12 protein-coding genes are annotated in these 13,089 nt (G+C 64.4%); 4 read left to right on the top strand and 8 right to left on the bottom strand.

From position 1 onward, the window contains the following. Entirely contained in the window at window positions 1-1,542 is a 1,542-nt protein-coding gene (locus AC1MCD_RS15400; RefSeq protein WP_498673124.1) for a dihydrolipoamide acetyltransferase family protein, read from the top strand. Window positions 1,543-1,967: 425 nt separating this feature from the next. Here the strand turns inward: AC1MCD_RS15400 and AC1MCD_RS15395 are convergent, their stop codons facing one another. From AC1MCD_RS15395 to AC1MCD_RS15365, 7 genes are all read right to left on the bottom strand, one after another. Then, window positions 1,968-2,408, bottom strand: a complete 441-nt coding sequence (locus tag AC1MCD_RS15395) for a hypothetical protein (RefSeq protein WP_498673123.1) — start codon at window positions 2,406-2,408, stop codon at window positions 1,968-1,970. Between the two features lie 16 nt (window positions 2,409-2,424). After that, entirely contained in the window at window positions 2,425-3,045 is a 621-nt protein-coding gene (locus tag AC1MCD_RS15390) for a PIG-L deacetylase family protein (protein ID WP_498673122.1), read from the bottom strand. A 131-nt stretch (window positions 3,046-3,176) separates the two neighbouring features. Next, window positions 3,177-4,103 carry a glycosyl hydrolase gene (locus tag AC1MCD_RS15385; RefSeq protein ID WP_498673121.1) on the bottom strand — a complete coding sequence of 309 codons (927 nt, stop codon included), beginning with the start codon at window positions 4,101-4,103 and terminating at the stop codon, window positions 3,177-3,179. 114 nt (window positions 4,104-4,217) lie between these two features. Continuing rightward, a complete protein-coding gene (locus AC1MCD_RS15380; protein ID WP_498673120.1) occupies window positions 4,218-5,720 on the bottom strand; it encodes an ArnT family glycosyltransferase in 1,503 nt (500 codons plus the stop codon). Further along, window positions 5,717-7,384 (bottom strand): glycosyltransferase family 2 protein, encoded by a 1,668-nt coding sequence (locus tag AC1MCD_RS15375; RefSeq protein ID WP_498673119.1) that lies wholly within the window; start codon window positions 7,382-7,384, stop codon window positions 5,717-5,719. Before AC1MCD_RS15375 ends, AC1MCD_RS15380 begins: the two co-directional genes overlap by 4 nt. A gap of 106 nt (window positions 7,385-7,490) precedes the next feature. Next, window positions 7,491-7,997 (bottom strand): GtrA family protein, encoded by a 507-nt coding sequence (locus AC1MCD_RS15370; RefSeq protein ID WP_498673118.1) that lies wholly within the window; start codon window positions 7,995-7,997, stop codon window positions 7,491-7,493. A 34-nt stretch (window positions 7,998-8,031) separates the two neighbouring features. Further along, window positions 8,032-9,342: an ISL3 family transposase gene (locus tag AC1MCD_RS15365; protein WP_498673117.1), complete on the bottom strand. Its 1,311-nt coding sequence runs from the start codon at window positions 9,340-9,342 to the stop codon at window positions 8,032-8,034. A gap of 919 nt (window positions 9,343-10,261) precedes the next feature. On the opposite strand from AC1MCD_RS15365, the gene AC1MCD_RS15360 reads away from it, so the two are divergent. After that, window positions 10,262-11,458, top strand: coding sequence for an SLC13 family permease (locus AC1MCD_RS15360; RefSeq protein WP_498673116.1), 1,197 nt, complete (start codon window positions 10,262-10,264; stop codon window positions 11,456-11,458). A 68-nt stretch (window positions 11,459-11,526) separates the two neighbouring features. Here AC1MCD_RS15360 and AC1MCD_RS15355 read toward each other — a convergent pair whose 3' ends face one another. Continuing rightward, on the bottom strand, window positions 11,527-11,838 hold the full coding sequence (locus AC1MCD_RS15355; RefSeq protein WP_498673115.1) for a thioredoxin domain-containing protein: 312 nt from the start codon (window positions 11,836-11,838) through the stop codon (window positions 11,527-11,529). 73 nt (window positions 11,839-11,911) lie between these two features. Here AC1MCD_RS15355 and AC1MCD_RS15350 point away from each other — a divergent pair, with 73 nt between their 5' ends. After that, window positions 11,912-12,238: an ArsR/SmtB family transcription factor gene (locus tag AC1MCD_RS15350; protein WP_498673114.1), complete on the top strand. Its 327-nt coding sequence runs from the start codon at window positions 11,912-11,914 to the stop codon at window positions 12,236-12,238. Then, complete coding sequence (locus AC1MCD_RS15345; protein ID WP_498673113.1) at window positions 12,235-13,071, top strand: cation diffusion facilitator family transporter; 837 nt, start codon at window positions 12,235-12,237, stop codon at window positions 13,069-13,071. Before AC1MCD_RS15350 ends, AC1MCD_RS15345 begins: the two co-directional genes overlap by 4 nt. Window positions 13,072-13,089: the final 18 nt, after the last annotated feature.

The raw sequence follows: 13,089 nt of genomic DNA, 5'->3' as shown, positions 1-13,089 counted from the left end.
ATGAGCTCTGCACTGCAAGTATTTATGCTGCCCGACCTCGGCGAAGGCCTCACCGAAGCCGAACTGATCAACTGGCTGGTGGCCGTGGGCGACGAGATCCGCGTTGACCAGCCCATCGCCGAAGTGGAGACGGCCAAGTCCGTGGTGGAAGTGCCGTCGCCCTATGCCGGGACCGTTGCTGTCCTGCACGGTGAGCCCGGGCAGACCTTGGATGTTGGGAAGCCTTTGATCTCGGTTGCCCGGGTGTCCGTCGCGGATGATGCCGCCCCCGCCCCTTCGCCGGACGGCACTGCTGCAAGCAGCATGCCGTCCGGCTCCGACAGCGGCCCCGGACTTCCCAATGCTCGCAAGCTCGCATCGGGTCCCTCGTCCGGTTCCTTAGATGCCACTCCCGGGGCGGCATCATCCGCGCCGGCTGAGGTTGCGGCCAACGCTTACCGCGAGGAAGAGAAAGCCGGTTCCGGAAACGTCTTGATCGGTTATGGCACTCCTGGCGGCAATGCCCAGGCGCGCCGCACACGGGCTCCTCGCAAGGTTTCGGTGGTCGAGCCTGTCGATGCGCCGGACCTCGACTTGTCTCTGCTCCGCACCCGGGTGCCCGGGAAGCTCGGCGCTGTCATCTCTCCGCTCGTCCGGCGGATGGCCCGCGAACACGGCGTGGACCTCGGCGGCCTCAACGGCTCGGGCGACAGCGGACTGATCATGCGCCGGGACGTTGAAGCGGCCATCAGCAGCCCCGAGGTTGAGGCGAGCCCTGTAGTTGAGCCGAGCACAGTGGTTGAGCCGAAGCGGGTGGGGAGCGAAACCCGGGGCGGAGCCGACTCCCGCACAGGCCTGGGCATTTCCTCCCGGACCCCCGTCAAGGGCGTCCGTAAGGTTGTTGCCGCGAACATGACGCGCAGCCGGCAGGAGATTCCGGAGGCCACCGTCTGGGTTGACGTTGACGCGACTGCCCTCGTGGAGCTTCGGGCCGGGCTCAAGAAGTCCGACTCGCACGCCGCGCCGGGCCTTCTCGCCTTCATCGCACGTTTTGTCACGGCTGGGTTAAAAAGATTCCCCGAGCTGAACACCCGCATTGAGGCCACCGCCGACGGCGCCCAGGAGATTGTGGGCTTCGACGGCATCAACCTCGGCTTCGCGGCGCAGACGGACCGCGGACTGACGGTTCCCTCCATCCGCAACGCGGAGAAACTCAGCGCCCGCGAACTGGACACGGAGATCCGCCGGCTCACCGCCGTCGTACGCGAAGGAAAGGGGACCCCCGAACAGCTGGGCAGCGGCACCTTCACGCTGAACAACTACGGCGTGTTCGGCGTGGACGGATCGGCGGCCATCATCAACCACCCCGAGGTGGCGATCCTCGGCGTGGGGCGCATCATGGACAAGCCGTGGGTGCTGAACGGCGAGCTGGCCGTCCGCAAGGTCACCGAACTGACGCTCACCTTCGATCACCGCGTGTGCGACGGCGGCACGGCAGCCGGGTTCCTCCGGTTCGTGGCGGACGCGATCGAGAACCCGGGATCGGTGCTGTCGGACCTGTAGGACGCCTGCAATTCGTTGAAAGCCCCTCCTAGGAGGGGCTTTCCCCTTGTCCTGCTGGCGCCGCGTTCGCGCTGATGCCAAGTATTCGAGCGTCCCAAATCAAGTAGTCGATACGCGGGTGCCGCAGTTGGAGGCTGGATAAAGTCAACAGCATGGCACAGGTTATTGAGCGCCGGCACGGGCGCCGTAGAAGTCTTACACCCGTCAAACGAGGTGTGCCGAAGGTTGCATTACTGAGCGCGGTCCTGTTCGTCGCAGTGATGATCGCTGCCTTCGCCCTAACCCGCTGACACAAGCCCGGGAACGGGACGAGCGGATGGTCATCATCGGGTCCTCGGACGTGGGTTAGGCCGTCCAGTCCGAGTGTTCCGTGCACTGGACGGTCGCTCGTAGCTGGCCGCCGACGTCGTCCTTTTGGTAACGGGTCACGTGGTTGGTTGACCTGCCACAGGATAGGCAGAAAGTGGTGTGTTGTTTTGTCCCCATTCCAGGATTCTAAGCTGAGCGATATTTCGCCGAGGTAAACGTCGGGAGCCGAGGAACATCATGGCCATCGCGCCGATGGTGAATCCCTTGCCGCCGAAGAGCTGCTGCAGTCCGGCGAGGGGGAAGGCGAGGGCTGCGATGCCCAGGGCCATGGACCCGGCGACGGGCCAGAAGGCGGTGTCGATGCTGCCGAACCAGAAGCGCAGGAGGGCGGCCACGATGGTTCCGCCCACCGGGGCGAAGGCGGCCGCGCCGCCCCCGACCTCGAGCGGCGGCTCGTGTCGATCTTGCTCGCCGGGATACGGGCGACCCTGACGGGTCGTGCACGGCGGCCCTGGCGCGAGATCCGCAGGCTCGCCGCCGGCACTGGATGCAGCCACTGGGGGAGTGGATACCCTAGACGTCAAGGAGCAGGCGGTGGGGCATGAATCCCTCCGCGGCCTCCACCCGGGCCTGGAACCCCCGGTAGCCAGCCTGGGTCACCACCAGCGAGGCCGATGCCATGCGGGAATTGTCCACTTGGCTCGCGTGGGCTTTGAGCGCCTCGCACTTCTTGTCCAGAGTGCCGGTGATGTCCACGAACACACTGGGGTTGAAGGAGTGGCTCGACGGGCTGTCGTAGCACAGCACCCGTCGTGCATGCCGGGCCGCGCCCCAGGTCGCCTCGGCTACCGCGCGGTGATCCTGATGGCTGTCCAGGCAGCCGTGGGTGTACACAACCTCGGCCCGGGTTTGGTCGATGATCCGCTCGATCATGTGCACAAGTTCCAGCTCGTAGTTGCTCACCTGGCCATCGGGAAGCGCGCCCCAGAACACGTGGTCCCGGGACACTCCCAGGACCTCGGCGGCAGCGATCTGCTCGTGGACACGCGCACTGACCTCGCCGGGTCCAGACTCGCCGGTGGTGATGACCAGCATGTGAACGTCGTCGCCGGATGAGACATGCCGGGCCAGTGTGCCGCCGCAACCCAGCTCGATGTCGTCCGGGTGGCTACCAATCGCCAGCACGCTGGTCATGGGGCACTCGTTTCGCCACGGCCGTAGGCGTCTCTCGGACGCATCACGCCATCACGCCGGCCACTGGCGGCGGTCAATGCAGGGATGGTAACGGTTGTCATGCTGGTAGCCTCCTCAGGCGTAGCGGGTGATTAGGATGTAAAGAATGTTCTGATGGCGGCGGTCATTGTCGGGCCGCTCCAGGCGTCCAGTGGGGCCTTCGGCAGGAACTCGGCGCTGACGAAACGGACGGATTCGGGGTAATCGATTCTCCAGTCCGCCTCCTTGTTGGTGGAGAAGAAGTCGACCACCTTCAGGCCTGGCCAGCGGGTGGTCATGAACAGATTGCGGTGCCATTTGGCTTTGCCATTGTTGGTGTCCAGCGATCCCGTCTCCCCGATTCCGAGCGGCTTGCCGCTCGCCCCGGGGAGCTGCAAGATGCGATCCATCATCGGTTGGATCTTGTCGGCGAACTCCGTCCACGGCGCCCTTTGGTCGTTGTAGGTGTCCAGGCCGATCATGTCCACGTACTCGGCACCCGGCCAGAATTCCTCCATGCGCAGGCCCGTGTTGTCTGAGCCGTTGGCGCACCAGAAGAAGGAGACGTTGCCGCCCTGACTTACGTGCGCACCGTTGGCCTTGGCGCGGTCGACGACGTACCGCCACCCGTCACGCCATTGCGCGTACCCTCCTGGCCAGGCAGTCGGGTTCTTGCCGACCTTGCGGCCATTGCCGTCGTTGAACTCCCACCACATGCGCAGCGCCACCTTGTTTGGGAAGGCTTTCGCCTTACTGAAGAAGGAGTCGAGCTGCGTGTTGATTTCACCGCGCAGGAGCTGGTCGCCGTTGAGATTGATGTTGGAATGGATGTCCCAGGCAATGACCAGGTCATGACCCGTGCGGGCGCACCAGTCTGCTTCTGCCTGGGGCCAGCCGTCTCCGCCGCCGACGGAGGGCAGGTCCTGGAACGTGACGTAGCGCTTCAGCTTCGCCCCGACCCGCGTCTCCAGGGCCTCGTGCCCACCCGTATTGTCGGCATAGGCGCCAAACGAACAGCGCGTGTAGAGCTGGCTCGCCACAAGACTGACAACGTATCTGATAGGGGGCATGCCCAGTGTCACTGCTCCCGCAGCCGCAGCCAACAGGAGTAGTCGGCGCGACAGCCGCTGCGTCAGGATTCGGTAGTACATGGCTCAGGGGGTGACGAGCTTGTAGACGAGCCATTTCTCATCGGCGTACTGCCGGACGGGGAACGGGTCGGCAACGAGTCGGTACTTGTCACTGTTGGCCACCACCTCACGGAAGAAAGAGGTGCGCGAGTCCTCGTTGACGTTTCCAGTGGACCCAGATCGCAGGATGATCATTTGAAAGGTCCCCTCCTCGACCGAGGAGCGCATGGCCTCTTGGCCGCTGTCAAACAGCGCGTAGTGCTCAACCCACACGATGCGCGGGTCGTCTGCCTTGTAGTACCCCAAGGTGCGGGCCGTCGCCGGGGCCAGGTACTGACCGGGAGGAGCCCCCACCTTCTCGACCAACTCCACGACCGGGTGCACGTCCGGCCACTGGTACATCGCCCACGACTGAGCGAGGCCTGTTAGGCCGAGAATCCAGACCAGCGCTACAACCAGGAGTCCGCCCAAACGGCGATGAACTAGGCTTCCCAAGGCGTGGCCGGCGAGGGGGGCAAGGAACAGCGCGGAGTAGCCTAGGTGCTTTTCGAAAGACGTATACTCCCCCAGCCGCATCTGCGCCAGCGGCAACATGGCAGCCCCGCTCAGGAGCGCCAACGTCAGGAGCGTCGAGCGAAACGATCGGGCCAGCAGGGCGGCACCCGCCAGCGCCAGCACGAGTAGAAGCGCGATGTTCTGGACCAAGTAGGCCACCAAGACGCTCAGCGATGCCGGCATCAACGCGCTGCGCTGGCTCGTGGTGAACGCGATCCCGTCCTTGATCTCAGGCCCGACCAGGAAGTAGCCCACCGCCAGTAGGAAGGCCGCCACGGTTCCGGCCAGAAAGGCCCGCATGGGCCTGCGCCGCGAGCCAACCAGAGTGATCGCGAGGACCACCGGGATGAAGACGAACCCCGTGTACTTCGCCGCCGCCGCCGCCGCCAGCAGCACGCCCATAAGCACGGCCGAGCGGTAGGTGCATCGCGTGGTGCCAATCCAAACGGCGGTTGAAAGCAACGCCAGGCAGAGGGCGTCGAACGTAGCGAGCGAGCCAAGGAAGAGTACCGGTCCGGTTGCGATGAAGGCCGCAGCAGTAAGATTGCCGCGGAGCTTGCCCCACAGGTGCTGGGCTGTTGCGCGAATAGCCAGGGTCGTAACGACCATACACAGGAGGCTGAAAATGCGTACCAGACCCAACCCCCCGACGGTGTCCAGGGCCGCAGCGAGAACCGGGTAGAACATCGGTAAGCCCGAGAAGGAGCCTCCGTAGGGTACCGTGACGGGGGTTCCCGAGAAAATCTGGTGAAGGTAGTCGTGACCGGCGCCGATGTACAGCGCTTCATCCTCGAACGCCGAGTTGCTCAGACGAAGAGACAGGGCGATCTGTGCCACCAGGATGAGGCTCAGCGGAAGGTGCCGCATCCCGGAGCGGGTCGCGGGTTGCATCTTTTTTGGCAGAAATGAGGCGATCGCCAGCCCCCACACAGGGGTCCTTTCCTCGGGGCGGACCGGAGCGATAGTGCTCATGCGCGTGCTCCTTTCTTGTAACGGCTTATGCTCTTTAGGGCCGGCTCGGATTTGGGCAATTTTTCCGAGACGTTGGCCCGCTCCCGTTGCCTGCGCAAAGGGAGGCTGAGGCGCGGCACGTCTATCCCCACGGCCAGAAGGAACACAGGCAGGAAGACATAGGCATTGATGCCCACGAAGATCACGGCTGCCCACCAATCGACCAGCGCGTGCTCCGGCTGCGACAGGCGCCAGGCGAGCCCGGCCAGGACGGCGCCGAATGTGACTCCGAGGTACCCGGCGATTAGACGCTTGACCTTGACCGCCAGCGGGGCGGGCGTGGTGCTGCCGTGGCTGGGTACCCATTCCGACTGCCGTCCGAAGAAGACGTCGAAGATCGCCACTGCGTGGGTGAAGGAGTAGATGAGCTGCACCCGCAGCACGTCCAGTCGCCAGCGCGAGGAGAGCAGCAGGGGGTAGACCACAAGCCAGAGCACCATGAGCGGCACCAGGGGCACGAAGTTCGCGGCGGCCATGTATTGCGGGAAGATCAGAATCATGATGAGGATCGGCAGCGGGGCGCAAAAGGCGTTCATCGCCGTGGTGGCGTAGTAGAAAAACCCCGACCAGAAGGACAGCCGCTGGCGCGTGTCAAGGCCCAGACTGGTGTGGAACTCCTCACCCTTGACGAGCTCCATCGAACCCTCGCACCACCGGTACTGCTGGGTGATGAACGAGTCAATGGTGTCTGGGCAGATCCCCTGTGACAGGTTGACCGGCACGTACTGTAGCCGGAAACCTATCTTGTCCATCTCGATGCCGGTGAAGACGTCCTCGGAGTGCGCGATCGGGGGGAAGCCGCCGATCTCGTTTAGCGCGGTGCGGCGGTATAGGGCCGACGTGCCGCAGCAGATCGCAGCGTTGACCGAGCCCCGGCTGACCTGGATGAATCGGTAGAAAATTTCCTGGGTCGCGCCGGCGGCCCGCTCCAGCCAGTGCATCGACTTGGGGGTGGAGAAGTATTGCGGGCTCTGGACGATGCCCACAGAGGGCTCGTCCATGTAGGGCATGAGCTCGGAGAAGAACTCCGGGCGCGGCACGAAGTCGGCGTCGAAGATCGCGATTACATCGCCGTCGGTGCGGTCGAAGGCATAGCGCAGGTTGCCCGCTTTCTTGAACTCGCTGCCAGGACGCGCAACGTACTCGAAGCCGTGCGCTGTGGCGGCAGCGCGGACCTCCTCGCGGCCCATATCGTCCAGGACGAAGACTGCAAGGTTGCCCGCGTAGTCGAGCTTGGATACGTAGCCGTAGGTGTTCTTCAGGATGTCCAGCGGCTCACCGGCCGTGGGCAGGAAGACGTCGACCGAGGGGTACTTCTCGGGGGCCCACGTCTCTACCTTGAACAGGTGGTCCGGCAGCGTCACGTTGCGCCGGTAAGTCGACGAACGAAGGCCCAACAGGGTCTCGCCGACGTACAGCGCCAGCGGGACCAGGAAGACGAGGGTCCAGTACTGCATGCGCGAGAAGCCGTACAAACTGACCGCGATACCCACTAGCGCCAAGGCATGCGCCCAGAAGAACCAGCGGTGCTGGGGTCCCTTAATATAGGCGTACTTCTCCTGGTCGTTGGGTGGTGCCACGAGCGTGTGCTCGGGCCTTTTGGTGCGGATGGCGAGCGATGACATGTCTCTCCAATCGGTGGAAGGGCTGGGGGCGCCACGGCGCCGCGTTATGTCAGCGGCGCGGCATGGCTACGGCGTAATACTCAGGCGCAGGCGATGTAACGACGGATCACCTTGATTCCACTCCGGCGGGGTGGATAGGCGTGGCGGCTGGCGCGGCCGGCTTAGGACGGTAGACGACGCGGCTCACGAAGAGGAACCGGACGACAAATGCGAGGGCTAGGGTGAGCGCTTGGGCAAGCAGGGCCAAAACGTGCATCGTCTGGACCAGGAGGATCAGCAGCGGCAGCCGGACCAGGGCCTCGGCGTTGTTGAACAGCAGATGCTGAGCCAGGCGGCCCCGCCAGGAGGTGACCCCCTCCCGCATGTCGCGGAACACGAACCGCTCCTGGAGAACGAAGTTGTGCAGTATCGAAATCTCCGCGGCGATGGCCGCGGCGACTACGTAGTCGATGTCGAACCCGGCATGGACGAGCAGTCCCATGACGAGCAGGTTGACGACGGTTCCGAGCGCCCCTACGGCGGCGAACCGGGTCGCGCGGCCCATCCGGAGGCTCGCCAACCGTGTGAGGAACTTGGAGCCGCGCGGAGGCGGCTGCTTCATGGCAAAAGTCATGGTGACTCCCGGTGAGTATTCGCAGTTTTATGGCTCATCGCATTTGAGGGTGTAATCGGGGCCTGAATCCGCCGGCCTCGAGCAGTGATCGGGCGATGTAGTTTGCAAGGTTCCGGAAGCCGAGGGCGGAGCCGCGGAGGTGTTCGAGTCTGCCGTTGAGTGCTTCCGTGGGACCGTTGCTGGTGCCGGGGCGGTCGAAGTATGCGAGCACGTCCCCGGCACGGCGTTTCAGCGTCCGACCGAGCGTGATGACCTCGGTCAGCGCAGCGGGCACGCTGGCACTGATCGCGCCGATCAGTGCTTGCATGAGCTGTTTCCCCTGGGTGCCGTCGGGCTCGCGGTAGGCGGCGATGACGCGCTGGTAGATACCCCAGGTCGCTTCGACTTCGACATGGTCGTCCGCAACGAACAGGGACTCCAGCCTGTCCTTCTGCTTGTCGGTAAGCAGATCATGGCCGGTGTGCAGGGTCCGCCGGGCGGCGTAGAGCGGGTCCCCGGACCGTCCGCGGTGCCCGATGGTCTGCTGCTGCACGCGCTGGCGGCACCTGTCCAGGGCATCGCCGGCAAGCCGGACGACGTGAAACGGGTCCATGACCTCGACCGCGTCCGGGAGCTCTTCAGCGGCTGCGGTCTTGAACCCGGTGAACCCATCCATGGCAACGACTTCGATCCCGTCCCGCCAGACCTTGGGGCGCCCGGCGAGCCAGGACTTGAAAACCTGTTTCGAGCGGCCCTCGATCATGTCCAGCAACCGTGCCGGGCCGGTCCTGTCACGGACCGGGGTGAGGTCGATGATCACGGTGACGTACTTGTCCCCGCGCCGGGCGTGCCGCCAGACATGCTCATCAACGCCGATCACGGCGACGCCGTTGAACCGGCCCGGGTCCTCGATCAAGACCCGCTTGCCCTCGGCAAGGATCGCGTTGTTCGCGGTATGCCAGGACACGCCCAAGCCTTCCGCGACACGGGCGACGGTGAGGTGCTGGCACACGATGCCTTCCAGGGCCCAGCGCAGCCCGCGACGGGAGATCTTCGCCCGGGGCTGCGCGGCTTTGGAGATGTCCTGCCGCCACACGCGACCGCACCCGGTGCACTTGTAACGGCGGACCCTCACCAGCAGCGTCGTCGGCCGCCAGCCCAGCGGTTCGTGCGCGAGAGGCCGCGTGACCGTGCCGCGGGCGACGCCCTGCGCACCACACGAACGGCACCAATCATCCGGATCAACGGCACGGCATTCCACCACCGCCCGGCCAGGGACGAGAAGCTGTCCCGCAGCTTCCAGCCCAAGCTCATCGAGCCGGCAGAACGTAGTCAGGTCAGGAGGCAGGAAGGTAGCGTGGGACACGGCGAGGTCTTCCGGATGGGCAGTGTAGGAACTTCCATCATCGGAAGACCTCGACCCTTACCCGGTCACCGACGCGCCCACCCCGGCTACACCCTCAAATGCGATGAGCCAGTTTTATCTCCAGACAGGCATGCTGCGATGCCGCTGAGGTCATAATTGAGCACAATGAAGGCACTCTTAGCTGTGTCAGGTTTGAAGCACCGTCGGCCATTAGGGGACACGGTTCGAAAGGCATCAGCCCCGGTGCTTGGCATGAGCTGGCGGAATTGTCACTTGCCCGAACTGGCCGGATAGACCGTTACTGTTTCGGGACTTCTACGGTCGTCTGCTCGACCGTGGAGTCAGCCTAGATTGCCATTAGCTGGCTTTTATATAAAAGCGGTACCCGTTTTCAAAATACGGGGCTACTTGGTTTCGCTTCTTTGCCCGACGGATCCCGGCGCGCTTCGCACTCCTCGGGCTTAGTTTTTGGCCTAACATCTGGCTCTGAGCTGGGCATTCTCAGTGTCAAGCAATCCCAAGACGTAGTCTTTTCCCAAGTGGGAAGCCAACGTGGGTTCGGTCGAAACCAGCCCATAAAACTACGCTTGGGCCTTGAAAAGGGCTGCCCGGTTAAGCTTCAGCCGCGAAACATTACGCTTTGCACATTCTTAAGATTCGTCGTATTTCGTATCACGAGTAATTTACGTCGTTGGATTTATCCCTATTCGAGAGAAGTATTTTACTTGCAGGAAACAAATGGTTTTACGTGCCGGAAACAAAAAGTTTAACATTCGGGAAACAATTAGAAAGAATCTTTCGTCGATTCCAGATAGGCATGCGCACGATGCCGGAGTCGACGTCGGGGGTTTCCAACGGCGCGCTCACACTGAACAACTAAGAAGACTTCGGCGTGGGCGGGCCGGACTACAATCCGTTCATGCGTTTGGCGATCATTGGAGCGGTCCTGCTGGCGGCCGGCGCCGTGGCAGTGGTCACGGGGACGCTGCCCCCGGCCGATCTGGCCGCGCTGGTTGACCGGGTGGCTCCGATCCTGTTGTTCGTCGTCGCCATGACCGTGGTGACGGAACTGGCCAGCGAAGCCGGCGTCTTTCTGTGGGCTGCCCGCCGGTTCCGGCACTGGGGCCGCGGATACAGCTTCCTGCTGTGGATGTTCCTGGCGGTGTTCGCCACGTTGAGCACCATCTTCCTGTCCTTGGACACGACGGCGGTGCTGCTGACACCCGTGGTGGTGAGCGTGACCCGGCAGGCCGGCCTGCCGCCGCTCCCTTTTGCCCTGATGACAGTGTGGCTGGCCAACACCGCGAGCCTGCTGCTGCCCATTTCCAACCTGACCAACCTGCTGGCGCAGCACAGCCTGGGCGGGCTCAGTCCTGCCGGGTTCGCGGCCCTGATGTGGGCACCGTCCCTAGCCGCGGTTCTGGTGCCCTTGGTATTCATTGGCATCGTCTTCCGCCGCGATCTGCGCAAGCGCTATTCACGGATCCCGGTGGGGCGGATCAGGCCGGATGCGGAAACCGCCAGCTCGACGGCGGTAGCGGCGGACCGGGTCCTGCTCGGCGGCACCGCCATGGTGCTGGCGCTGCTGCTGCCCGCCCTGGTGTCCGGGGTCCCGGTCTGGATCCCTGCCCTGGCGGCAGCCCTTGTGCTAGGCGTGGTGTTCGCACTCCGGCGACCGAAGGTTCTCACGGTGCAGCTGGTTCCGTGGTCGCTGCTGCTGTTCGCGTCCGGACTCTTCCTGGTGATGGAAACCGCCCGGCACCTGGGCGCCTCGGCCGTCGTGGGTCAGCTCGCCGGGCAAGGCCAGGGCATCCCGGAGCTGCTCCGGCTGGCCGCGACGGGTGCGGTCGGTTCCAATGTGCTGAACAACCTGCCCGCCTACCTGCTGGCCGAACCCCTGGCCCAGACGCCGCAGCGGATGGCGGCCCTGCTGATCGGAGTCAACGCCGGCCCGCTCATCACACCGTGGGCCTCGCTGGCCACGCTGCTGTGGCACGACCGGCTGGCCCGGATGAATGTCCTGATCACCTGGCGGGGCTACGCGCTCTTTGGTCTGATCGTGGCGCCCCTGACTGTGTTTGCTGCGGTTTTGGCACTGGCGGCCACGGGGCAGTGAGTCGCGGGCTGGTGGGCCGGCGGTTCGTTGTGGCTTGACCCGCTTGCTGCCAGTGTGGGGGTGACCGCCTACGCAGCGGAAAGTGCGGAGTGAATTGCGGCTTGAAGATCTGCCTGCGGCGGCATGCCTGCAAAGCCTTCGGCGCTCCGGTAGACCCTGCATGCCAGGCCGGGCGGGGCTGGTGAGGGGAACATGTCGCGGCCCGCCACTATGAAGGAAGGTGAGCCGTGAAAGCCCAAACGCTCGGCCTGCTCATCGCTGGTCAGTTCCACAAGCCGTACGTCTCCCCTGGCGCCTTCGGCTGCGAGGGCCCGGCGGAACAGCGCCAGTGCCCGGGCGCTGTTGGGGCAATCGGGAATGATCCGCAACTCATAATCCATACCCCTAGTATCTCCACGCCACGGTTCATAGTTCAAGATTGCATGAATACAGCTGCGGATGTACCTTGGCCGTATGGAAACCCTCACCCAGGCACGCGTGCTGGCCAGGTTCGGCTACGCGGTCTCGGACCCCACCCGCGCCCGTGTCCTTCTGTCACTCTCGGAGGCGCCGTCGTATCCGTCGGATCTGGCTGATTCACTGGGGGTGTCGAGGCAGAGCATGTCCAATCATCTGACGTGCCTGCGCGGCTGCGGCCTGGTCGTGGCGGTGCCCGATGGGCGCCGGAGCCGTTATGAGCTGGCAGATGCGCGGCTTGGCCACGCCATCAAGGATCTGCTGGGTGTAGTCCTGACGGTGGACCCCGCGTGCTGCGCCCCGGACGGAGAGTGCTTCGTATGACCGCGCTGACCCACGCGCCAAGTCTGGATCGCCGCGCGGTCCTGATCCGGAGGATCCGGCTGTTCGCTGCTGCGACCATCACCTACAACGTCATCGAGGCCGTCGTGGCGCTCTGGGCCGGTGGGGTGGCCGATTCCTCGGCGCTGATCGGTTTCGGTCTGGACTCGGTCATTGAAGTGACCTCCGCCTTGGCGCTGTCCTGGCAGTTCTCCGCCAAGGATCCCGAGCGACGTGAGCACCTGACGTTGAGGATCATCGCTATTTCCTTCTTCGCCCTCGCCGCGTTCGTGACCGTCGACGCCCTCCGGTCACTTACAGGTGCGGGAGAGGCCCAGCACTCGACACCGGGGATCGTGATCGCTGCCCTGAGCCTGGCGATCATGCCCGTCCTGTCCTGGGCGCAGCGCCGCGCTGGACGTGAGCTCGGTTCCAGGACTGCCGTAGCCGATTCGAAGCAGACGCTGCTCTGCACATACCTCTCGGCCGTGTTGTTGATTGGCTTGGTGCTGAACAGCACGCTGGGCTGGTGGTGGGCCGATGCCGGCGCTGCGCTGGTCATTGCCGGAATCGCCGTCCGGGAAGGCATCAATGCCTGGCGGGGCGAGGCCTGCTGCGCGATGCCGCACGCCGTTGGCGGTCACGATCACGCCGGTGAGGACGATGATTGCTGTGCGCCCGCCGACAACACCTCCAGAGTATCTGCCCCTGTGGTGACCGAAATTGACCGGACTGCCGGTCGTGAGCCTGCGGGTTCGTGCTGTACAGGGTGCGGAGCCGACGATCCGGCCGGACCTGTCGCCGTTGGCCTTGGAACGAAGCCGGCCAGCCGGTGAGCGCAGTTGTTGCCGCCC

Source organism: Arthrobacter sp. BF1, assembly GCF_056680215.1.
The sequence above is the reverse complement of the archived record's forward strand: the minus strand, read 5'-3'. Positions and strand labels throughout refer to the sequence as shown.

What these genes read in the sequence shown, in the direction of transcription:
- AC1MCD_RS15400 (WP_498673124.1), top strand. Translation starts at nt 1, where the DNA reads ATGAGCTCTGCACTGCAAGTATTTATGCTGCCCGACCTCGGCGAAGGC.
- AC1MCD_RS15390 (WP_498673122.1), bottom strand. Translation starts at nt 3,045, where the DNA reads ATGACCAGCGTGCTGGCGATTGGTAGCCACCCGGACGACATCGAGCTG.
- AC1MCD_RS15375 (WP_498673119.1), bottom strand. Translation starts at nt 7,384, where the DNA reads ATGTCATCGCTCGCCATCCGCACCAAAAGGCCCGAGCACACGCTCGTG.
- AC1MCD_RS15380 (WP_498673120.1), bottom strand. Translation starts at nt 5,720, where the DNA reads ATGAGCACTATCGCTCCGGTCCGCCCCGAGGAAAGGACCCCTGTGTGG.
- AC1MCD_RS15345 (WP_498673113.1), top strand. Translation starts at nt 12,235, where the DNA reads ATGACCGCGCTGACCCACGCGCCAAGTCTGGATCGCCGCGCGGTCCTG.
- AC1MCD_RS15350 (WP_498673114.1), top strand. Translation starts at nt 11,912, where the DNA reads ATGGAAACCCTCACCCAGGCACGCGTGCTGGCCAGGTTCGGCTACGCG.
- AC1MCD_RS15360 (WP_498673116.1), top strand. Translation starts at nt 10,262, where the DNA reads ATGCGTTTGGCGATCATTGGAGCGGTCCTGCTGGCGGCCGGCGCCGTG.
- AC1MCD_RS15370 (WP_498673118.1), bottom strand. Translation starts at nt 7,997, where the DNA reads ATGACTTTTGCCATGAAGCAGCCGCCTCCGCGCGGCTCCAAGTTCCTC.
- AC1MCD_RS15355 (WP_498673115.1), bottom strand. Translation starts at nt 11,838, where the DNA reads ATGGATTATGAGTTGCGGATCATTCCCGATTGCCCCAACAGCGCCCGG.